This window comes from Flavobacterium cellulosilyticum, from assembly GCF_004349355.1.
GTDB classification, from domain to species: domain Bacteria; phylum Bacteroidota; class Bacteroidia; order Flavobacteriales; family Flavobacteriaceae; genus Flavobacterium; species Flavobacterium cellulosilyticum.
In genome coordinates this window covers 529,113-553,177 of sequence record NZ_SMFK01000001.1, presented here as the reverse complement: position 1 = coordinate 553,177, position 24,065 = coordinate 529,113, and the positions used below count along the sequence as shown (strand labels likewise).

18 protein-coding genes are annotated in these 24,065 nt (G+C 35.0%); 1 reads left to right on the top strand and 17 read right to left on the bottom strand.

Annotated features, from left to right (window positions below):
* Positions 1-57 precede the first annotated feature (57 nt).
* The 15 genes from E0F76_RS02075 to E0F76_RS02005 form a co-directional block, all read right to left on the bottom strand.
* Positions 58-549 (bottom strand): hypothetical protein, encoded by a 492-nt coding sequence (locus E0F76_RS02075; RefSeq protein WP_132000768.1) that lies wholly within the window; start codon positions 547-549, stop codon positions 58-60.
* Between the two features lie 29 nt (positions 550-578).
* Positions 579-1,280 carry a CoA transferase subunit A gene (locus E0F76_RS02070; RefSeq protein WP_132000766.1) on the bottom strand — a complete coding sequence of 234 codons (702 nt, stop codon included), beginning with the start codon at positions 1,278-1,280 and terminating at the stop codon, positions 579-581.
* Positions 1,281-1,540: 260 nt separating this feature from the next.
* Entirely contained in the window at positions 1,541-3,847 is a 2,307-nt protein-coding gene (locus E0F76_RS02065) for a penicillin-binding protein 1A (RefSeq protein WP_132000764.1), read from the bottom strand.
* 9 nt (positions 3,848-3,856) lie between these two features.
* Positions 3,857-4,336, bottom strand: coding sequence for a gliding motility lipoprotein GldH (locus tag E0F76_RS02060; RefSeq protein WP_132000762.1), 480 nt, complete (start codon positions 4,334-4,336; stop codon positions 3,857-3,859).
* The gene (locus tag E0F76_RS02055; RefSeq protein WP_132000760.1) at positions 4,320-5,627 is read right to left on the bottom strand and encodes a PSP1 domain-containing protein; all 1,308 of its coding nucleotides are present in this window, start codon (positions 5,625-5,627) and stop codon (positions 4,320-4,322) included. The genes E0F76_RS02060 and E0F76_RS02055 overlap by 17 nt, the downstream gene beginning before the upstream one ends.
* A gap of 260 nt (positions 5,628-5,887) precedes the next feature.
* Positions 5,888-7,243, bottom strand: a complete 1,356-nt coding sequence (trhO, locus tag E0F76_RS02050) for an oxygen-dependent tRNA uridine(34) hydroxylase TrhO (RefSeq protein WP_132000758.1) — start codon at positions 7,241-7,243, stop codon at positions 5,888-5,890.
* A gap of 197 nt (positions 7,244-7,440) precedes the next feature.
* On the bottom strand, positions 7,441-8,424 hold the full coding sequence (locus E0F76_RS02045) for a Gfo/Idh/MocA family protein (protein ID WP_132000756.1): 984 nt from the start codon (positions 8,422-8,424) through the stop codon (positions 7,441-7,443).
* 32 nt (positions 8,425-8,456) lie between these two features.
* Positions 8,457-9,410, bottom strand: coding sequence for a transketolase family protein (locus tag E0F76_RS02040; protein WP_132000754.1), 954 nt, complete (start codon positions 9,408-9,410; stop codon positions 8,457-8,459).
* A gap of 9 nt (positions 9,411-9,419) precedes the next feature.
* Positions 9,420-10,262, bottom strand: a complete 843-nt coding sequence (locus E0F76_RS02035) for a transketolase (RefSeq protein ID WP_132000752.1) — start codon at positions 10,260-10,262, stop codon at positions 9,420-9,422.
* Between the two features lie 2 nt (positions 10,263-10,264).
* Entirely contained in the window at positions 10,265-10,918 is a 654-nt protein-coding gene (gene fsa / locus E0F76_RS02030; RefSeq protein WP_132000750.1) for a fructose-6-phosphate aldolase, read from the bottom strand.
* Between the two features lie 24 nt (positions 10,919-10,942).
* Positions 10,943-12,406 carry a D-xylose transporter XylE gene (gene xylE / locus E0F76_RS02025; protein ID WP_132000748.1) on the bottom strand — a complete coding sequence of 488 codons (1,464 nt, stop codon included), beginning with the start codon at positions 12,404-12,406 and terminating at the stop codon, positions 10,943-10,945.
* 208 nt (positions 12,407-12,614) lie between these two features.
* A complete protein-coding gene (gene xylA / locus E0F76_RS02020; protein ID WP_132000746.1) occupies positions 12,615-13,940 on the bottom strand; it encodes a xylose isomerase in 1,326 nt (441 codons plus the stop codon).
* 11 nt (positions 13,941-13,951) lie between these two features.
* On the bottom strand, positions 13,952-15,439 hold the full coding sequence (locus E0F76_RS02015; protein WP_132000744.1) for a xylulokinase: 1,488 nt from the start codon (positions 15,437-15,439) through the stop codon (positions 13,952-13,954).
* 3 nt (positions 15,440-15,442) lie between these two features.
* Positions 15,443-16,468 (bottom strand): GntR family transcriptional regulator, encoded by a 1,026-nt coding sequence (locus tag E0F76_RS02010; RefSeq protein ID WP_132000742.1) that lies wholly within the window; start codon positions 16,466-16,468, stop codon positions 15,443-15,445.
* Positions 16,469-16,551: 83 nt separating this feature from the next.
* Positions 16,552-18,297, bottom strand: a complete 1,746-nt coding sequence (locus E0F76_RS02005) for a glycoside hydrolase family 43 protein (protein ID WP_132000740.1) — start codon at positions 18,295-18,297, stop codon at positions 16,552-16,554.
* Between the two features lie 135 nt (positions 18,298-18,432).
* On the opposite strand from E0F76_RS02005, the gene E0F76_RS02000 reads away from it, so the two are divergent.
* Positions 18,433-19,464, top strand: coding sequence for a LacI family DNA-binding transcriptional regulator (locus E0F76_RS02000; protein WP_132000738.1), 1,032 nt, complete (start codon positions 18,433-18,435; stop codon positions 19,462-19,464).
* 35 nt (positions 19,465-19,499) lie between these two features.
* Here E0F76_RS02000 and E0F76_RS01995 read toward each other — a convergent pair whose 3' ends face one another.
* Positions 19,500-21,437, bottom strand: coding sequence for a sialate O-acetylesterase (locus E0F76_RS01995; RefSeq protein WP_132000736.1), 1,938 nt, complete (start codon positions 21,435-21,437; stop codon positions 19,500-19,502).
* A 19-nt stretch (positions 21,438-21,456) separates the two neighbouring features.
* Positions 21,457-23,706: a glycoside hydrolase family 3 C-terminal domain-containing protein gene (locus tag E0F76_RS01990; RefSeq protein ID WP_132000734.1), complete on the bottom strand. Its 2,250-nt coding sequence runs from the start codon at positions 23,704-23,706 to the stop codon at positions 21,457-21,459.
* Positions 23,707-24,065 lie beyond the last annotated feature (359 nt).

The following is a 24,065-nucleotide window of genomic DNA, read 5'->3' as shown; positions in this document are numbered from 1 at the left end:
AAATTAATTGTAGCAAGTGTTTTAGTGCGTTTTTCTTCTGTTGGTGAATAGCAATTTTTATGCAGATCCATTTATATTCAAATCAAAAATTTCGTTTTTGGCGAGGTTAAATTTTACATTCCAGTAGTAACTTCCACCATCAAGAACCATAATTTCACTTGTCAACCAGCGCTCAGTATTGTTTTTGTTCTTAGACCAGAAACAGTTAATAAACAAAATCCTGTCACCATTTTTATCAATATAACCGAAATACTGTCGCTTATATTTATTCAATTTTATATGAATAATTGGAGTCGAGGATTGATTTGCTACTTGTTTGTTTGAAATTTTTAAATTGTTACGTAACGCAATTTCTGCTTTGTCAATTTCTTGTCTTGAGGGAGTGAAACGTTGTTCAGAAATAAATTCAAAATAGTTTTCTGGAAAGATTGCTACATCGAACTTTTTTGTCTTATAGTGATCTGCTTTTTTAAAGGTAATGTTTGTCTGTCCGTCACTGTTATAAGTTATCAGCAGCATTAAAGTCAAAATTAGTATAATTCTTCTCATTTGTCTTGGCCTTTTAAAATGCACTATAACTATTCTCTTTCTCTCACCGTTCTTTGCTCAATCCTCTTTTCGTATTTCTCCCCTTGAAAAATACGTTGCACAAAAATTCCAGGAATATGTATTTGGTTGGGGTCTAAAGTTCCAGCTTCGACTAATTCTTCGACTTCGGCGATGGTGATTTTGGCTGCTCCACACATGGCAGGATTAAAATTTCGAGCAGTACCTTTGAAGATGAGGTTTCCTGCAGTGTCGCCTTTCCAAGCTTTTACAATGGCAAAATCGGCATTGAAAGCGTGTTCCATGACATGCATTTTTCCGTTGAATTCTCGGGTTTCCTTTCCAATAGCAACTTCGGTTCCGTAACCAGCCGGCGTGAAAAAAGCGGGAATTCCGGCTTGTGCAGCACGACAACGTTCGGCTAGAGAGCCTTGTGGAATGAGTTCTACCTCGAGTTCACCAGAAAGCATTTGGCGTTCGAATTCGGCATTTTCTCCCACATAGGAAGAAATCATTTTTTTGATTTGTTTTTTTTGCAATAGCAATCCAAGTCCAAAATTATCGACTCCGGCGTTGTTGGAAATACAAGTGAGATTGTTGGTTTCTTTCTTTACAAGTTCAGCGATGGAATTTTCAGGAATTCCACACAAACCGAAACCACCAAGCATGATGGTCATTCCGTTTTCGATTCCTTGAAGTGCGTCGAGAACGTTGTTTACTTTTTTGTTGATCATGCCCTAAGTAGTTTAAAGATGTCACTAATTTAGTGATTTATAATTAATTCTACTCATAGATTCTAAAGTGAATTAATAGTGTCTTAACTCCTTTTTGTTCTGGGAACAAATGCCCTGATGGAAGCGGCATCTCCCGATTTAGAAAAACAAGGCTTTTTAGCCGTAGTTTTTGATTATCGGGAATTTAGCGTACAGCAGTAAAAAGCGCCTAAAAACAAAAATTAAAGCACAATAAAGTTTAAAGTTTCTCTAGTTGGGAACTAAAATTCAAATTCTTCGGTATCATGAGTGGCCGTGGAGTCTTTTACTTTTGGTGCAACATAACAATCCACTTTTATGGATAGATTTGCTGGTCTGTCGAAATCTGTTTTTGAAACTTTAAGATTTTCGTCTTCATAGCATAATTTCATGAAATAGCCCCAAATAGGTAATGCTGCAGTTGCACCTTGACCATAAGTTATAGATCTGAAACGTGCTGATCGGTCTTCACAACCTACCCAAACTCCAGTTACAAGATTTGGAACCATACCCATAAACCAACCATCGGATTGGTTTTGTGTTGTACCTGTTTTTCCTGCTATTGGGTTGGTGAACATATAAGGATAGCCTGTCCAGCGATTATCACCACTTCCGCCACCGGAGGTTCTTAATCGTACTCCTGAACCAGTTTCAGTAACTCCTTCGAGTAATTTGATAACTGCAAAGGCAATGTCTTTGCTAAGTACATCGTGTGATTCTGGAATAGGTTCGTAGATTATTACACCACTTTTATCTTCGATACGGGAAATAAATTGAGGTTTTACATAAACCCCTTGATTGGCGAAGGTACCATAAGCGGCTACCATATCTTCGACAGTAATATCTACTGCTCCTAGAGCAATTGATGGCTGTACAGGAATTTCAGATTTCACACCTAATTTATGAGTCAACTCTACTACAGCTTCTGGGCCTGTTTTGTCGATTAGTTTTGCTGAAATAGTGTTGATGGAATGTGCTAAGCCTTGTTTTAAAGTTACCATTCCACGGTATTTATTATCGGAATTTCTTGGTTCCCAATCGGCTGTAACATGATGACGTCCTTTACGAATTATAAAAGGTCCATCAACAATGGTATCACATGGAGACATTCCTAATTGTTCGATAGCTGTTGCATAGACAAACGGTTTAAAAGTAGAACCTACTTGTCTGGCGCCTTGACCTACGTGATCGTATTGAAAATATTTATAATTGATGCCACCTACCCAAGCTTTGATAGCACCTGTTTGAGGTTCCATAGCCATAATTCCAGATTGCAAGAAATGTTTGTAATAACGAATGGAATCCAATGGAGTCATAATGGTGTCTTTTTCACCTTTCCAAGTGAAAACATTCATTTTTACTTTTTGACTGAATGAAGCTATTATTTCGTCATCACTTTTATCTTGATTTTTTAAAACGGTCCATCGATTGGATGATTTCATGGCTTGTTTCAAGATACGTTGGGTTTCAACATCTGAAATGTTTACAAATGGAGCATTTTTATTGTTTTTTTGATCAATAAAAAATTGTTGTTGAAGGTTGGCCATATGCTTAGAGACAGCCTCTTCAGCGTGTAATTGCATTCTAGAATCGATGGTAGTGTAAATTTTTAATCCATCTTTATAAATGTCATAATCAGAGCCATCTGCTTTTTTATTTTCGGACACCCATTTTTTCATATAGTCACGCAGGTATTCTCTAAAATAAGTTGCTGATCCTTCTCGGTGACTTTCTAATTTAAAATGGAGTGTAATTGGTAATGCTTGCAATTTTACTTTTTGGCCTTCCGTGATCATATGGCTTTTTTCCATTTGGGCAAGTACTACATTTCTTCGGTTTTTTACCCCTTGAGCATTACGTACTGGATTATACAAACCTGAATTTTTAAACATTCCGACTAATATTGCCGATTCGTCAATTGTTAGATCTTTAGGTTCTTTAGAAAAATAAGTTTTGGCTGCTGAGCTTACTCCAACGGAATAATTTCCAAAATCATAAACATTGCAATACATGGCCAAAATTTCATTTTTGGTATATTGTCTTTCAAGTCTAATAGCGATAATCCATTCTTTTACTTTTTGGACGATTCTAAAAGGTAAAAATTTTGAACCTTCACCATGGAATAATTGTTTGGCTAATTGTTGGGTCAAAGTACTTGCTCCTCCACTTGTTCCTAGACTTACCATTGCTCTCAATGTTCCTCTGCCATCAATTCCTGAATGTTCATAAAAACGCTCGTCTTCTGTAGCGACAAGTGCTTCTACTAGATTTTTAGGTAAATCGGAGTATTTTAATTGCGAACGATTGGTTTGAAAATATTTTCCAATGACTACGCCATCAGAAGAGATAATTTCAGTGGCCAAATTGGAATCTGGATTTTCTAAATCTTCAAATGAAGGCATGGAACCAAAAAGTCCCCATGACGCAAATAAGAAAAATAATAATATTCCACCCAAACCAAAAAAGAAAACTTGCCAAAATTTCTTTTTGTAAAAGGTTATGTCTTGATTCGATTTTTTTGCCTTACTATTGTTTTTTTGAACAGCCATATTTCAATCTTAATCTAATTTTTCTATTCTAAATCCTACATCTGTTATTCCATCAAGAGCCGTTACGCCAGGAATTTTTCCACTTTCACGAACGGCTTGTTTAATGTGAACTTTATATTTTCCTCGGAATCGTACTTTCTCTTTGTAAAAAAGCTTACTTTCTTTTATGTCCGAAAAACCATCTCCTAGAAGTGATCCATCAGGGTTAGCCATTTGATATTCGAGTGTATCCACTTTCGTAAATCCATTTGGCATTTCAATGGCCACAATTAAAAAAAGGTTGTTGAATTTGTAATTGTTATTGTCTCTCAGATTTACAAATAAATTATACCTTTTAGTGGAATCCAATTCTGGCAAATCGAATGTTACCACACTATCTTTATGCCACGCATTTCCTACGGATTGATATTGGTCAAAAACTCTTTTTTTATCACAAGAAAAAAGAAGAATTACAACCAAAAGCAGTAATGCACTATTCTTTATTCTCATTTTTTTTAATAATTATTGGTTTCCTAGGTGCTGCAGGTTTTTTTTCTCCAGAAGCAATTGGTTTAGAATTGTTATTTGGTTTTTTAGTATTGTTTTTATTTGGATTGGTATCCGAATTAAGGTTTGGATTGTTTTTGTTTGCTACAATAACATTTTCTCCAGCAGGTTTGCGTTTTTTATTAGTTTTTTTCTTTTTCTTGGGTTGATCAAAACGGGTTAAACTTTCTTGACCCATAGCATTATTGAAGTGTTTCTCGGGTTCTTGCACTATTTCAATGGCAAAATCTTCAAGTGAAGCCACTTTATTATTGAGTTTGTTTTCGGTAATTATTTCGTTGACTTGCTCAATTTTAAGGACATGCCAATTGGCAAAATCATTGGTGTAAGCGAACCACATCATTCCTTTGAAAATGTCTTGTTTTTGGCAAATTGCATCTCCTTTTTCGGTAACTAATTTGGTGTCCATGCTTGGAAATCCTTTCAAGGCATCCATGTAGGTGTCCAATTCGTAATTCAAGCAACATTTTAATTTTCCGCATTGTCCCGCTAGTTTTTGTGGATTTAAAGACAATTGTTGGTAACGAGCCGCAGAGGTATTTACACTTCTAAAATCAGTCAACCAAGTCGAACAACACAATTCTCTACCACATGATCCAATGCCGCCTAAACGAGCCGCTTCTTGTCGAAGACCCACTTGTTTCATCTCGACTCTTGTACTAAATTCTTTCGCAAAATCTTTGATTAAAAGTCTAAAATCGACTCTGTCATTAGCAGTATAATAGAAAGTAGCTTTTGAACCGTCACCTTGAAATTCGATATCTGAAATTTTCATTTCCAGCTTTTGAGCAATAGCCAATTCACGAGCTCTTACTTTCATTGGTTCTTCTTTATCACGGGCTACAGACCAAATATCGATGTCTTTTTGAGAGGCTTTTCGATAAATTTTAGCTACATCAGCACTGGTGTGATTCACTCCTTTTTTCTTCATTTGGATGCGAACTAATTCACCTGTTAAGGTTACAATTCCAATGTCGTGTCCAGGAGAAGCTTCGGTAGCAACAATGTCACCCATGCTTAATGTCAGTTTTTCTGTATTACGGTAAAACTCTTTTCTTCCATTTTTGAAACGTATTTCTACGCAGTCAAACGGAGCTTCTCCATTGGGTAAGCTCATATTAGAAAGCCAGTCGAAAACAGTTAATTTATTGCAGCTATCGGTGCCGCAAGTCCCATTATTTTTACAACCCTTAGGTGCACCACCATCAGAAGTTGAACAACTTGTACATGCCATAATTATATATGTAGTATTGCGACAAGCGCAATTTATGTTCTTAAAACGTTTAATTTGTAAAGATAGTATTTTTTTGTTTGATGTTACAAGTAGTAAAATGGGCAATAAATCATAAAATTATACTAAAAAACCCATCACAATTGAATTTGAGATGGGTTGATTTAAGATTCGAATGGAATAAAATTCTATGTTTCTTTGACGGAAATTATTTTCTAACGAAAATCTTTTACAGCGAAATTTACCGATTCAATCCTGATTAATTATACGGTGATTAAATACAATTTATCCGATAATCGAATGCGAAACGGCACTTTAAAAGTACATGTGTCACCAGAGACTGCTTTGTCAGCAACAATTTCATTCACAAACATTTCATTCAGCACTAATGTTTGTTCTCCCGTAGTAGTTCCTTTGATAAGAATTTTATCGCCAATTTTAATTTCGTTTTCCTCAATCAAAAATTGAGCAACACTAGGTTTTGGGAAAAAGTGAGTTCCTTTTCCAATATATTGTTTCTTAATTTTAGGTTCTTTTTTAACAACTTCTTTTGCTTGCTCGGCAACAAAAGTGCTGTGACTTTCTTCGTTATTTTTAAAAGTCAAAACAGCAGATTTTCCTTTTTTGAAAATCATATTTCCGTTTTTAATTCCTCTTCTAATGGCTTTTTGTTCTTCTTCTGGAAGATGGATGACCTCCACACATTCTGCGGAACAACAACCTTCCATTTTTGTTTTGCAAGAGTCACATTGGATAAAAAGCAAATGACAACCTTCGTTAGCGCAATTCGTATGCACATCACAAGCTGCACCACATTGATGGCATTGCGAAACGATATCATCAGTAATTCTTTCACCCAAACGATGATCGAATACAAAATTTTTACCAATAAATTTACTTTCTAAACCTTCCGCTTTTACTTGTCTTGTATATTCGATAATTCCACCTTCAAGTTGGTATACGTTCTCAAAACCTTTGTGTTTGAAATAGGCACTGGCTTTTTCGCAACGAATTCCTCCAGTACAATACATCAATAGTTTTTTGTCCTGTTTGTGCTCGGCGAGTTGTTCTTCGATAATAGGCAAAGATTCTCTAAAAGTGTCCACATCAGGTTTTATGGCTTTGGTAAAATGACCAATTTCGGACTCATAATGATTCCGCATATCGACCACAATCGTATTGGGATCTTCGAGTAATTCGTTGAATGCTGCAGCTTTTAGGTGAATTCCGATGTTGGTAGCATCAAAAGTTTCGTCTTCTAATCCATCGGCAACAATTTTGTCACGCACTTTTACGGTCAATTTCAAAAAGGAATGATCATCATGTTCAACGGCAATATTCAACCGAATGCCTTGCATAAAAGTATATTTTTCGATGCTGTCTTTAAACGCATAAAAACTGTCGGCAGGAAGTGAAAGTTGGGCGTTTATGCCTTCGTTAGCCACGTAAATTCTACCCAAAACCCCAATAGGATTCCAAGCCAGAAATAATTCGTTACGAAATTGTGTTGGATTTGAAATTTGCGCATAAGCATAGAAAGACAACGTCAGTCGCTGTTTTCCGGCATCATCAATCAGGATGGCTCGCTCTTCTGCGCTCAAAGTGTTGTACAGTTGCATGCTATAAACAGATTTAAGTTGAGAAAATAATGCTACAAAAGTAACCAAAAGGATCAAAGCACCAAAGTATCAAGACGATAAAGTTTTTGAGGAGCTTTATCCAGCTGTACACTTTATCTTTACGGCTGAACTCCAGCCGCAAAGGATGCCGTTACCATCTGGGCTAGGACATTAGTGCTTTGATTTACTAAAGTTTTTTAAATAGCATCAGCTGGATATACAATTCCCGCTTGTTTCCGAACTTGATCGGCAATTTCGATTAAGTCCATGCTGTTTTGATGAGACCAAATCTGACTTTCGATTGCACATTTTTCAATACAATTGTGACATTCTTCAATTTCGTAGGTAAATCCTTTGCCCTTGGTTGGCAAAACAAATTCGGTTTCGATGTCATTTTTAAAAACAGAATAGCTTTGCGCTGCGTGCCAATTTGAATCAATTACAATTCGACCATTAGTACCACTAATTGTGGCCGTCATATTAGTTCTTGCTATAAAGCTACTTTGCAAAACAGCTTGTGCTTTTGGGTAGTGAAATACCATTGTGGTTTGTTGGTCTGCACCAGTGTCAAAAAACAAGGAGGAAGCCATTATTTTTTCAGGTTGCCCCAAAATCATGTAAGACAAAAATAAGGGATAAACCCCCATGTCTAAAAGAGAACCTCCACCAAGGTTGATATCGGTATGTCGGCCACTGGGGTTTTCTACAATAAAGCCAAAATCAGCATTTATATAGCGTATTTCTCCTAAATCACCTTTTTTTATTTTTGCTAAAATAGCAACAAAGGAAGGATTAAATCGGGTCCAGAACGCTTCCATAAAAAAGCAATTATTTCTTTTTGACGCTTCAATCATTCGAATAGCGTCTTTAGCATTTATGGCTACAGGTTTTTCACAAAGCACATGCTTTTTTGCGTTTAAAGCTTGGATGCTGAGACTCGCATGTGAATCATGAGGTGTAGCAATATAAATAATATCTACATTCGGGTCATTGATAAGGGAATCATACTCTTCAAAAGATACGGTTGCATTGTGCTTTTTTGCAAAAGCAGTTGCTTTGACCAAACTTCGTGACGCTACAGCATACAAATTTGCATTAGAAACCATTGCCAAATCAAGAGCAAATTGATCCGCAATATTCCCTAATCCTAGAATTCCCCAATTTATTTTTTTCGCACTCATAATTCTCTTTTTTAGAATTAACCCTATTATGATTATTTTCTGCTAATCACTTTTCTAGCTGCTTTTATAATTGCATCGCTATTAAGTCCGTATTTTTCCATTAATTGTTCGGGTGTTCCGCTTTCGCCAAAACTGTCTTGAACAGCAACAAATTCCTGTGGTCTAGGATTGTTTCTAATTAGTACACCAGCAACACTTTCTCCTAATCCACCTAAATAATTATGTTCTTCGGCTGTAACTACACATCCTGTTTTAGCCACTGATTTTAAAATAGCTTCTTCATCCAATGGTTTTATGGTATGAATATTTATCACCTCTGCCGATATTCCTTCACTTTCTAAAGCTTCAGCAGCCAATAAAGCTTCCCAAACTAAGTGTCCTGTTGCGATAATTGTAACATCAGTTCCTTCGTTTAACATAATGGCTTTTCCAATTATGAAAGGTTCATCAGCTGGCATAAAATTAGGTACAACTGGACGTCCAAAACGCAAATAAACAGGTCCGTGATAGTCGGCAATTGCTAGTGTTGCTGCTTTAGTCTGATTGTGATCACAAGTATTGATTACCGTCATTCCAGGTAACATTTTCATTAAACCAATGTCTTCAAGAATTTGGTGTGTAGCTCCGTCTTCACCTAAAGTTAATCCTGCATGTGAAGCACAAATCTTCACATTTTTATCAGAATAAGCAACAGATTGACGAATTTGGTCATACACCCTTCCTGTAGAAAAATTAGCAAAAGTTCCTGTAAAAGGAATTTTACCTCCAATTGTTAAACCCGCTGCAATTCCAATCATATTCGCCTCAGCAATTCCTATTTGGAAAAATCGTTCTGGGTGATTCTTTTTAAAATCATCAAATTTTAATGATCCAATCAAATCAGCGCATAAAGCCACTACTTTTTCATTCTTTTGACCTAATTCTGTCATACCTACTCCAAAACCAGAACGGGTATCTTTACTTCCTGTATTAGTATATTTTTTCATATTCTTAATTTAATAATCACCTAAAGTTGCTGGGTTTTGAGCTAAACCATTTGCTAATTGATCGTCATTTGGAGCTTTTCCGTGCCAAGCGTGAGTATGCATCATAAAATCAACTCCATTCCCCATTATGGTATCCAAAATAACACATACTGGTTTTCCTTTACCAGTACGAGATTTAGCTTCTTTCATTCCAGCAATTACAGCCTCTAGATTATTTCCTTCTTTAATTTCAAGAACATCCCAATCAAAAGCTTCAAATTTGGCTTTTAAGCTTCCCATATGTAAAACATCATTTGTGGAACCATCAATTTGCTGGCCGTTATGGTCGACAGTAGCAATTAGGTTATCCACTTTTTTTGCAGAAGCATACATGATGGCTTCCCAGTTTTGTCCTTCCTGCAACTCTCCATCGCCATGGAGTGTAAAAACAATATTCTTATCCCCGTTTAATTTTTTAGCCTGAGCGGCACCAATGGCTACAGACAATCCTTGACCTAAAGAACCCGATGCGATACGAACGCCTGGTAATCCGTCATGAATAGTAGGGTGGCCTTGTAAGCGTGAATTTAACAATCTAAAAGTGCTCAATTCTGCGGCAGGGAAATATCCTTTTCTTGCCAAAACACTATAAAAAACAGGAGAAATATGTCCATTGGATAGGAAAAATAAATCTTCGCCTATTCCATTCATTTCAAATTCTTCTTTTAGATTCATCACTTCATTATACAACGCAACTAAGAACTCGGTACAACCCAAGGAACCTCCAGGATGACCTGAATTTACTTTGTGAACCATTCTAAGAATATCTCTTCTTGTTTGAGATACTATATCTTGTAATTGACTAATTTCCATACTTAATTTCCTTTTTGATAATCAGCTAAAAATTGCGCTAATCCGCTATCGGTTAAAGGGTGTTTCAACAATCCAGTAATAGAAGACAATGGTCCTGTCATAACATCCGATCCTACTTTGGCACAATTAATTACATGCATTGTGTTGCGTACTGATGCGGATAAAATTTGAGTTTTAAAATCGTAATTATCATATACCTGTCTAATTTCCGCAATTAATCCTAAACCATCTGTGCAAATATCATCCAACCTTCCTAGAAAAGGAGAAACATAAGTAGCTCCTGCTTTTGCAGCTAATAGCGCTTGTCCAACTGAGAATACAAGAGTAACATTCGTCTTTACTCCTTTATCCGAAAAATATTTACAGGCTTTAACCCCTGCAGCAATCATCGGTAATTTTACCACAATCTGTGGATGTAAAGCTGCCAATTCTTCTCCTTGACGAATCATTCCTTCATAATCGGTTGCAATTACTTCGGCAGAAACATCTCCATCAACAATGTTACAAATGGCTACATAATGTTTTAAAATATTATCTGCACCAGTTATCCCTTCTTTCGCCATTAATGACGGATTTGTTGTTACTCCATCTAAAACTCCTAATGCTTGTGCTTCGGCAATTTCATTCAAATTTGCTGTGTCTATAAAAAATTTCATTTCGTTTGTTTTTTAATTTGATTATTATTTTAAAATTTGAGAAGTAGAAACAAGATTCAATTCAGGTTCTTCAATCTCATTAACATTCCATAAATTATTCATTTCTTCTAAAGTTTTTCCTTTGGTTTCTGGAATGTATTTCCAAACAAAGAAGGCTGCTAAAAGTCCCATTGCTCCATAAATCCAATAAGTAAAACCATGATTGAATTGCTCCAATAGATAGCTATTTTTATCCATCATCGGGAAAGTCCAAGAAACCAAGTAATTAGCAATCCATTGTGCTGCAACCGCAACTGCTAATGCTTTTCCTCTAACATCATTTGGGAAAATCTCAGATAATAATACCCAAGCAACAGGTCCCCAACTCATGGCAAAAGCTGCAACATAAACCAACATACAGATTAAGGCAAACAGGCCTAATGAACCTACAAAAAAGGCAGTACCTATAGCAAACATAGCCAAAGCCATTCCTAAAGCTCCAATAATCATTAAAGGTTTTCTACCAACTCTATCAACTGTTTGAATTGCTATTATAGTAAATAATAGATTTACTCCTCCTACAATTATTGTTTGTAACAAAGCTGTATCAGTTCCAGAACCCATACTTTTAAAAATTTCGGGAGCATAATACAACACTACATTTATCCCAACAAATTGTTGAAAAATCGAAATTAGAACTCCAAAAAATATAATCGCAATGCCATAAGAAAATAACTTTCCAGATTTCTGGGTTACAGTATTTTTTATTTCGTCTAAAATTTTATGGGCTTCCTCTTTTCCATTCACTTTTATTAAAACCTCCAATGCTTTTTCTGGTTGTGATTGTAACATTAAAGATCTTGGCGTGTCTGGAACAAAAAATAAAAAGAAAAGGAAAAGTGTGGCTGGAATAATTTCTGAGGCAAACATCCATCTCCAACCAATAGTATCCAACCAAGTTGAATTCCCTTGGTGAGAGATATAATAATTGACAAAATAAACAATCAACATACCAAAAATAATAGCAAATTGATTCATAGAAACCAACTTTCCTCTGCTTTTTGCGGGTGCAATTTCAGCAATATATAATGGCGATAACATGGATGCTAATCCTACACCAATTCCACCAATAATTCTATAGAGTACAAAAACATAGATAAAAGTATGATCTCCTTGACCAATAGGTTTAATTAACATTTCTGGCATGGCAGAACCAATAGCTGATATTAAAAATAAGATGGCTGCTAAAACTAATCCGTTTTTGCGCCCCATTTTTTTGCTTATTAATCCTCCAAAAACACCTCCAATAATACATCCTATTAAGGCGCTGGAAACTAAAAATCCTAAACGAGCATTAGAAGCCATTTCGTCTAAACCAAAAGGTAGCACAAAAAACTTATCTAACGAACTTACAGTTCCAGAAATTACTGCAGTATCATATCCAAATAAAAGCCCTCCTAAGGTTGCCACTAAGGTTAACTTCCATAAATAACTGGAATTTGTATTCATAATTTAAAAAATGGTTGGTTTGTTAGAAAAAAGTAGCATTCAAGAGTTTAATAAATGTTCTTTTAGAGAAAAAAAGAACTTTGTAGCCCTGATCGGAGCAAAGTATCCTTTTATCTTGTGGCTATTTTTGCCACAAGATAAAAGATACTGTGAAGAGCAGGACGAGGGTTTATTGAAAAAAGGCTCTAGTGCTGCTCCTCTAAGAAGATTATATATATTGATTGATGATATTTTCAAACAATTCTTGCTTACCACTTTGTAGTGTTAGTTCGCCATTGTCTTGTGCAATAGAATAAAGCGCTTTAAGGTCTAATTTTCCTTCTTCAAATTCTTTTCCTTTTCCTGAATCAAAAGAGCTATATCTTTCAGTTCTAAGTTTTTCATAAGATGAAGAGGTAATTATTTTATCGGCAGTCAATAACGCTCTTGCAAATGTATCTGCTCCACCAATATGTGCATGGAAAACATCAGCCATATCAGTTGAGTTTCTTCTGATTTTAGCATCAAAATTAATACCACCACCTTGTAATCCACCAGCTTTCAAGAAAACAAGCATTGCTTCGGTAGTTTCTTGTATGTTATTTGGAAATTGGTCTGTGTCCCATCCGTTTTGGTAATCCCCTCGGTTAGCATCTAAACTTCCAAGCATTCCTGCTTTGGCTGCAGTTTCAATTTCGTGTTGGAAGGTATGTTGGGCTAAAGTGGCGTGATTTACTTCGATGTTCATTTTGAAATCATTTTCCAATCCATATTGACGTAAAAATCCAATAGCCGTAGCGGAATCAAAATCATATTGATGTTTCATTGGTTCCATTGGTTTTGGTTCGATAAAGAAATTACCTTTAAACCCTTGCGCTCTAGCATAATCTCTACAAACAGTCAAAAATTGACCCATATGATCTAATTCTCTTCCCATGTCTGTATTTAGCAATGACATATATCCTTCACGTCCTCCCCAAAACACATAGTTTTCACCACCTAATGCAATAGTAGCATCAATAGCCAATTTTATTTGGCCACCCGCTCTAGCTAAAACATTAAAATCTGGATTGGTAGCAGCACCATTCATATAACGAGGATTTGAGAAACAATTGGCTGTACCCCAAAGCAATTTCACTCCAGATGCCGCTTGTTTTTCTTTCAAATAATCGGTGATTGTAGCCAATCTACTTTCAGATTCTCCAAAAGTAGCTGCTTCTTGAATCAAATCATTATCATGAAAACAGTAATGACCAAAACCCATTTTCGTAATGAATTCAAATGCTGCATCTGCTTTGTCTTTTGCAGCTTGAATAGGGTCATTCGACAGATCCCATGGAAATTGTTGTGTTCCTGGTCCAAAAGGATCTCCACCATGTCCACAGAAGGTGTGCCAATAGGCTATTGCAAATCTAAAATGCTCTCGCATTGTTTTACCAGCTACTACTTGATCTGGATTGTAGTATTTGAATGCTAACGGATTGTCAGATTCTTTTCCTTCGAATTGGATTTGACCAATTCCTTTGTAATATTCTTTATTTCCTAAAACTATCATAATGGTATTCTTTATTTGTTATTATTAATTATAAGTTCTAATTCTTTTTTCCACAGATGGTATGCTGCTAGATAAGGTTCTTTGTCTTTAAAAGGCATATAAGTCATAACATGATCATTGTCTGTTATGTATTTTCCGAATTTCTCGAAGCCTCCTTCGTGTAGTCCAGAAGCTCTTGCGGCACCAATTGCTCCTGTTGTATTGTATATTTCTATTTCGTGTCCTATGAGTGTAGCCACAGTATTAGAAAAAATCTCCGAACGAAATAAATTGTCGTTTCCTGCACGCATTACATTTACTTCGATTCCGTCGGATTTTAGGATTTCCATTCCGTAAACAAATGAAAAAGCAATACCTTCTAAAGCAGCTCTACAAACATGTGCTTTATTGTGATTGTTTAAATTAATGTTGACCAATCGTGTGCCAATATCTTTGTTATTCAACATTCTTTCGGCCCCATTACCAAAGGGAAGCATACAAACCCCGTCTGATCCTACTGGAATTTCAGAAGCCAGATTATTCATTTCTTCATAAGAACGAACAGCCAAGTTATTGAGCAACCATCTGTATTGAATACCGGCCCCATTGATATTTAATAGTTTTCCAATTCTTGGTGTGTTTTTGGTATAATTTACATGAGCAAAATTGTTTACTCGGGTGCTTTCTTTTCCGGATAAACTTTCGGTCACGGCATATACAACTCCTGAAGTTCCGCCTGTTGCAGCAACTTCACCTGGATTAAATACATTTAACGAAAGTGCGTTATTAGGTTGATCTCCAGCACGATAAAATATTGGAGTCCCAGCGGCTAAACCACTTTCTAATGCTCCTTTTTCATCAACTACAGATTGCAATCCAAAAGTGTCTACAATATCTGGAACCAAAGAAGGATCAATGCCATAGTGGTTTAATAGAAAATCAGCAACGGTGTCATTTTTGAAATCCCAAAAAATCCCTTCGGACAAACCAGATATAGTGGTGTTGATCACATTGGATAATTTATAGGCAATATAATCACCTGGCAACATGAATTTATGAATCTGATTGTAGATTTCTGGTTCGTTTTCCTTTACCCATTTTAATTTAGATGCCGTAAAATTTGCCGGAGAGTTTAATAAATGCGAAACACATTTTTCTTCACCAATAGATTTAAACGCTTCGTTTCCAATTGCTACCGCTCTACTATCGCACCAGATGATTGATTTTCGTAAAGGCGATCCATTTTTGTCAACCAAAACAAGACCATGCATTTGGTAAGAGATACCTATTCCTTTTATTTGTGTTCTAGAAATGGCGTATTTCTTTTTAAGTTTAGTCACTGCATTGCAACAATGTAGCCACCAATCTTCAGGTTTTTGCTCTGCCCAACCGTTCTTTAGCGCAAGCATTTCCATTTCTGTTTCCGGTTCTTGAACTACGCCAATGCTTTTTCCGGTTGCAATTTCTACGATAGCGGCTTTTACAGACGAACTACCAATGTCAAATCCTATGTAATACATAATTTATAATGAATCTCTTAATATTAAATTTGTCGATACATAGTATCGCATCGTTTCTTCACTTGTTACAAACTCGGCTATTTTTGTGCCCATTTCTTTGAAATCAGTTGATACAACTGAAATGCCTTTGTAAATGAATTTTTTCATCGGGGTTTCGTTATAAGATAAGAATCCTACATCTGTTCCAGGCTCAAAATTATTTTCTTGGCATTGCTCTAAAAACTGACCTAGTATTCTATCGCTAACACTGATGTACGCCTTATTTTTTTCTATTTTAAATTGTTTTGGATTGGTAATAATTGCAAATTCTAAATTAAAATCAACACAAAACTTTTTAAAAAAAGTCACTGTTTCAATAGGGTGATTCGTGTAACTAGGATACACAAAATTAATTTCCTTGTATTTTCTAAAGGAATCCAAAGCACCTTTTAAAGATTCATAAAAAGCTTTTCCAAAGTCCTGAAAAACATAATTATTTTTAGCTTTTGAGTGAATATTCCAATCAATTAATAGCAACTTGTCATTTGAAATTGGGTTCAATGCTGAAGCCACTTCTTTATGATCAAAATTCATGACAACATATTTATAATATTTGCCAATACTATTGTTGATAATGGTTTTAAAATTTTCAACATTATAATGGTGGAATTGTACATCGGTTATAATATTGTCAGGTAAATTATTGACAAAAGAATGGTACAAAACTTCTTTATAAGCTTTGAATGTATCCAAAACCAATAGTACTTTTCTAGTTTCTCCAGCTACATAATATCCTTTGTTTGGGACTGATTCAATAGCTTTTTGATCTTTTAGAATCGAGTAAGCTTTAAATACAGTATCTCTAGACAGTTGATTTGTTTTACAAATTTGATTTACTGAAGGTAATAAATCACCTTTGTTCAGGATGTTTTCAGCAATAGCATTATGTATAGAATCAACTAATTGTTGGTACTTGGGGGTGTCACTTTCATGATTAATAGTAAAAGTAAATTTTTTTCTATTTACAAGTTCCGTACTGTTCTGTTCCATTCTGCTAAATTATATATTTTTTTGATATGAAAAAATATTTTTTAAAAAATTTTAAAACTTTTTGGAGAAAAATTGTTCATTATTTATTTTTCTCCAAAATGATTTAATGATGCATACATTGCTATATATGTTCCAACAAAACCTTTGGCTTCTTTGGTGCTTAGTATCACAGCATCAATGTCTTTCGCTAATAGCAACCATTCTCCTTTTTCGGTTGTCTTATAATAAAAATCATAGTAACGGGTTTTTCCTTCAATTTTCAAAAACAAGTCTTTCGATGTATCCTTTAATTCTTGTTTTGCGAGAATAATTGATTTTCCAGCATTTACAGTTGCGGCTGTTTCTTCAAGATATACCTCTGTTTTACCTTCAGAATTGATACGTTTACCGAGCAATAAATATTGTTTTTCGTTTTGAAAAGCCACCAATCCTGCAGTTTGTAATGTATTTGTCAAAGTATAATTCAACTTCGTAGAAGCTTCAAATTGCAAATGTTGTTGTCTTCTTCCAATAAATGAAAAATTAGTTTCAGTATGAATGGATTCCTTACGTGGTTTAATATATAGTTTGCCACCACTTAATTCATACCATTTCTCCAAAGGAGTTCGGATAAAATTCCATATATAATCAAGTTGATTATTATTAAAATCATCGTGTGAAACAAAATTTCCAGTAGTTGGAGCAATGTTTTCTTTAGAAGGAGACAAATTTGGTTTTTTGTTCACAAAAGGCAATGGTTTTTTCCCATCAACAATTGTAGGCCAACCTTCTTTCCATTCTACAGGCATCATGAATGTTTCTCTGCCGGTATTGTACAATTCCATTCCGTAAGGTCTACAAGCTAAAAACACGGACCACCAATCACCATTAGGTAATTGAACAAAATCAGCATGACCTGAAGTTGAGATTTCGTTTTTTCTATTGGGGTCTAGAAATGTTTGCGTCAATATTGGATTATGCTCATAACTCAAATAGGGACCGTACACATTTTTACTTCTAAATACCACTTCAGAATGTTCATAGGCAGTTCCTCCTTGTGCACAAATCAAATAATAATATTGGTCTTTTTTTATAATATGCGGGGCTTCAATCCAAACTGGTTTTATAGCCATATCAGTCCCGCCGTTCACAATAAGTTTTGATTCGCTTGCAATGGTATGATTCTTTAGATCATACTCAAACATATAGATGGCTCTATGTCCATTATGTATCGAAATATTGTTGGGTGGTGGGCCATTATGCGTAATGTACACTTTGCCGTCTTCATCAAAGAAAATATCGGGATCAATACCATTAACTCCTGGAATAACAATAGGGTCAGACCATGGACCTGCAGGATTTGTCGCAGTAACTATAAAATTACCATCTCCACTCACATTAGTACAAATAACATAAAATTGTCCTTTGTTATAACGGATTGTTGGTGCATACAACCCTTCGGAAACACCCGCTCCAGAAAAATCAGCTTGCTCTTTACGATCTATCACATGACCTATTTGTTTCCAATTGACTAAATCAACACTTTCAAAAATTGGAAGTCCCGGGAAATAGACAAATGAAGAGGTAATTAAATAATACTTACCATTAGCACTGCAAATACTTGGATCAGGATAGAAACCCGCTAAAATTGGATTAAGATATTCATCATCTGATTTTGAGATAGATTTAAAGACAGCATCTTTTCCTTGATATTCAAACCAATCAAAAGCCGCATATTCAGAATACGCAATCGGTTGTGTTTTTTGGAAAATTTTTTTACATGAAAATGTTGAAGTCAGTAAAATAAGTACAGAAAATGTTTTTAAGCATTTTGAAATGAATATTGACATACGATGATTTTTTAGGAATAATTTTCAATTTCAAATATATTATTTTTTTAGTAAAGTACAATTTTATTTTAGGGAGTAATCAGAATGCTATTTATTAAAAAAATGTATATTTGTTACTTACTCAGTTTTTAAATTATGGAAGAAAATAAGGATATAACGATCTATGACATTGCTGAAAAATTAAATCTTGCCACCTCAACAATTTCAAGAGCTTTAAAAGATCATCCAACAATTAGTGCTAAAACAATAAAAAAAGTAAAAAAGACTGCAGAAGAAATGGGCTATGTCCCTAATACTTTGGCTGCTGGTTTGCGAGGAAACAAATCGAATACTATTGGAGTATTAATTCCAACAGTTACCCAACCCTTTCTTTCCTCATTGATTAGTGGAATAGAGATAACAGCCCGAAAATCTGGATACAATGTAATTATAATGCAATCCCATGACTCGTATAAAGAGGAAGTAAGTATGGCTAAATCCTTATACAGCAGTCGAGTTAGCGGAGTTATATGTTCATTATCAATGGAAACCCGTGATACATCCCATTTTCAGCAATTTGTAACCAGTAATATTCCATTAGTTTTTGTCGATAGGGTACCAAAAGATTTCAATACTTTTCGTGTTATAATAGACAATTATGCCGCTGGATATAAAGCAACAAAACATCTTATAGAACAAGGTTGTACTCGAATTGCACATCTTACCGCAGGTTCTGAGTTTGGAAATTTATATAGTGAAAGGAAAAGAGGGTATAAAGATGCATTAAAGGATTTTAATTTACCTATAGAGGAAGAATTAATCGTCAATTTAAAATCGGTTTCTTATGAAGAAGGGGAGAGGGAAAGTAATATTCTATTTGACTTGCCGAATCCGCCCGATGGAATTTTTGCTTCAGGGGATATTATTGGCGTAAGTGCAATACAAACCGCTAAAAAAAGAGGTATTAAAATACCTGAAGAATTGGCCGTTATCGGTTTTAATAACGACCCTATTTCACATATAATTGAACCTAATTTGTCTACAATAACCCATCCTGCATCAAAAATGGGAAAAGCTTCTGCAGAAATTATTTTGAAAAATTTAAAATCACTCAAAAGGCACGAGATTAAAGAAATTACTTTTTTAAATACCGAGGTTCTTGTTCGTGAATCTTCAAAAAAAATATAATGGAACGCTATTTTAGATAAGATTTAACCATTTTATTATTTCTTTTTTACTTCAAATGGAGTTGTTGGAAGTCGTTCCTTAGAAAACAAATTAGCTTCGACCGGATTTTCATCCCAAGCATACCTTACATTCGTTGGATTATCTATTTTGTCATTCCAAACTTCCACTGTTTTGCCTACAATTTTGGCATTTGCCCATACAAAGTTTTTGCCATCATTAGAAATAGCAAAAGATTTTAGTTCAGATCCATTTTTTGCAATCAATCCGCCATCTACATTTTTAAAAGTAACAATTACTTTGTCCGATTTGAATTCAGTACTCAAAGGAATTGGACTTAATTCAACAACGTTGGCATCCCCATAGGCAAGTTTTCGGGCTAAAAAAGCCAAACGGTTTCCAACAGCTTCTTTATTTAATGGATGAATATCATTCCATTCTCCGATATCTATTGTTACGGCCATTCCCGTATTTGGTACTCGAAGTGATTCTAATTGTGCTTGTCGCAAAGCGGCCCAATTACTTTCTATAGGATTGGGATGGTGGTCCATATAATTGGCTAGTTGAACATATAAAAAAGGGAAATTGCCTTGATTCCATTTGGATCTCCAATCGTTTATCATAGTAGTAAATAATTGAGTATATCCAGTTGGATTTCCGGTATTAGATTCTCCTTGATACCAAATCACCCCTTTGATTTTTAAATTTAATAAAGGAGCAATCATGGCATTGTAAAGTCCTTCTGGTTTCCAACGAATAAATGTTGGTCCAGCCAAAGGTTTCATTTCTGCTCCTAATTTGTATCTCCATTCCCCTTTTAAATCTAGGGTATCATTGGCCACAGCCAAATAATACGGCTTGTCATTAACAAAACCTCCATTACCACTATTATTGATCACTCGAATAGCAATGGTGTTTTTTCCTGGTTTCAGAATCCCCAGTTTCACCTCATATCTTCTTGGAGGATATTGATAACCTGTTGTTCCTACCATTTCTCCATTAACATAAACAAAATCTTGGTCTACAATTCGTCCAAGCATTAATTTAGCTGGTTTGCCTGCCATCGATTCGGGTATTTCTATTTCTTTTCTAAACCAAACTACACCGTTTACATTACCAATGGATTGGTCTTTCCAATATCCTGGAATAGCCATTTTGCTCCAATTTGTATCATCAAAACGGGCCTGACTCCATTTTTGATTTTCATCCGCTAACCCTTTATCTGTTGCATTGACTAATGCATACCAATCGTCATTTCGTTTTTTATCGCTGGCTTCAATATCAGCAATAAGCTGATCGTTTTTAAATTTTTGGACTTCATCATAGGCATTAGGAAATGCTTTTAAAGCTTCATCACTCATCCAAGACTCTACTGGCGAACCTCCTAAAGCGGAATTAATTAATCCAATAGGAATATGTTCTTTTTCATAAATTTTTTTCGCAAAAAAGTAAGCAACTCCTGAAAATTCTAAAACTGTTTCTGGATTCGCTGCAACCCAATTTCCAGAGTCAACATCGTTTTGAGGGCTTTTAAAATCATATTTATCGGGTACGGTAAATTGTCGGATTTCATTGTTTTTGGAGTTTTTTATTTCTTCGAAATATTTTTCCTTTAGGCGCTCCATTTGCAGTTCCATATTCGATTGACCTGAACATACCCAAACATCGCCAAAAAGAATGTCTTTTAATGTAATTTGATTACTTGCTTTTAACGTCATTTCATAGGGGCCACCCGCTTTTTGTGCAGGCAATAAAATACTCCAATTACCTTTTACATCTGCCGATGTAGTATAGGTTTTAGATTTAAATTCTAATTTGATTTGTTCTTTTGGAGCAGCCCAACCCCATATTTTTATTTTTTCATTTCGTTGCAATACCAATCCATTGCTGATTAATTTAGGCAATTTAATTTGAGCCAAAAGAGTAAAGGATTGTACTGAAATAAGGACCAATAATAGTACTTTGAATCTTTTCATTATGTGTGTTTTTATCAAATTAGTTTACTGTAATTATTTTTTCTGCCATTTTTGGAGCACCAAGTTCAAAACTACGTTTCATTGGACTGGAACCACCGATATAAATTTTAAAATCACCCGATTCTATTGTTCGTGAACCATCATTTTTAACCATTTCGAATGCTTTTGGCGTAAGATCAAAAACAACTTCTTTTGTTTCTCCAGGATTTAGAGCAATTCGTTTCATAGTCATTAATTGAAAATTTGGAACTGTTACAGATGCTTTTAAATCCGTAACATACAATTGTACCACTTCCTCTGATGGTACTTTTCCGGAATTTGTAACATTTACAGCCACTTTAAGATTGTCTTTTTTGGAGATTTTAGTTGATGCTACTTTTGCTTCTCCATATGTAAAATTGGTGTAGCTCAATCCAAACCCAAAAGGATACATTGGATCTACATTCATATATTTATAGGTTCGTCCTTTCATAGAATAATCTTCAAAAGGAGGCAATTGATCTAATGATTTTGGGAAGGTTATGGGTAACTTCCCAGATGGAGAAATTTTCCCAAAAAGGATATCCGCAACAGCATTTCCGCCTTCTTCACCAGGGTACCAAACTAACAAAACGGCATCAGCTAATTCTTGAACTTCAGCCAGATTCATAGGACTTCCACCTGTTATTACTGCAATGATTGGTTTTTTATCTTCAGTGTTTTTATCAGCAGCTTTTCTTAAATCTCTTAGGTATTCTATTTGATTTTCTGGTAAATCATAATTTAATCGATCACCGGCTGTATCCGAATCTATCGAATCGCCTTCTTCACCTTCTAACGTGCTCGAAACACCTAATACTACAATTGTAACATCGCTATTTCCTGCATTCCCAGTGGCATAATTTATTGGGTTGATCGATTTTTGATTCAGCATAGCACCTAATCTATATTGCAATTGACTTTCAGGACTGATTGCCGAGGTAATTCCTTCTAAGATAGTTACCATATTGGGATTAATACCATAATAATTTCCTAAAAGCACTTCGATGCTAGTTGCATTTGGACCAGTAACAAAATATTTTGATAAGTTATTTTTTAAGGGTAAAATTCCATTATTTTTTAACAATACCATACTTTTTTGAGCCACCTCTTTCGCTAATGATCGATGCTCTGAGCTATTTACAACATTATACGATATTGCATCAAAAGGGTTACTTCCCATAGGATCAAACAAACCTAATTTAAATCTGGTTCGAAGCAATATTGCTAATTGTTTGTCAATTTCTTTTTCAGTTATCAAGCCTTCTTTTACAGCATCTGGTAGCGCTTCATATGAATTTCCACAATTGAGACTGACACCACTTTTTACGGCTAATACAGCAGCTTCGGCTTCAGTTTTTACAACACCGTGACCACCTTTTCCTTTTGGAGTATAAAAATCTTGAATTGCCCAGCAATCACTCACAACATGCCCTTTAAAATGCCATTGATTTCTTAAAACATCAGTAATTAAATGATTATTTGAACAACAAGGAGCACCATTGGTACTATTATAAGCACACATTACTGCTTCGACATCAGCTTCAACAAGAGCCTTAAAAGCGGGTAAATAAGTTTCCCACAAATCTTTTGGGCTGGCCTCTGCATTAAATTCGTGTCGTAATTTTTCAGGTCCGCTGTGTACTGCAAAATGTTTGGCGCAAGCAGCCGTTTTTAAGTATTTTGGATTATTTCCTTGCAAGCCTTTTACAAAAGCAGTCCCAATTGTAGCCGTCAAGAACGGATCTTCACCATAGGTTTCTTGGCCACGACCCCAGCGAGGATCTCTAAAGATATTAATATTCGGGGTCCAAAAAGTTAATCCATCATACTGCAAATTAAAGCCTTTGGATTTAGCTATATTGTGCATTGCTCTAGCTTCATCCGAAATTGCTGAAGAAACCCTATAGGCCAAATCATTATCGAAGGTAGCACCGAGTCCAATAGCTTGTGGAAAAATAGTGGCAACGCCCGATCGACCTACACCATGAAGGGCTTCGTTCCAGTAACTATAAGGAAGAATACCTAATCTTTCGATTGCGGAGGTATTATGCATCATTTGATTGGCTTTTTCTTCTAATGTTAGTCTAGAAATTAAATCGTTTACTCTAGTATCAATAGATAGTGAAGGATTGTAAAATGCAAATGTTTCAAAATTTTTGGCATCAGTCTTTGCGGTAGTTTGACTATTAGAGGAGACAAATATTAAAAGTACTACTAGCTTAATTAATGAGAATAATTTTGTTTTCATAAGGTTTATATCTATAAGTTTAGTTGATAATCAGTAAGATGGTAGTATTGTAAAAAAGTAGGATTTATATTTAAATTCAAAACTACACTTTTACACAACCGATTGCAAATATTAATAATATTATTTTCTGAATTAGTCAAAATAAACATACTTTTCCTAATTAGTTCACATTTTTTATTAGGTTTATTTATGTGTATGAGAAATATTTATCCAAAAATATTTTTATTATTCATATAAAGTATTACTTTTACGCAACCGATTGCAAATATAAATAAATATACTAATAATAGTATAATATGCTTGATTTTTTTTTCAGACAATAAATTAATTAAGTTTTTTAAAATAAATTTAACTATAAA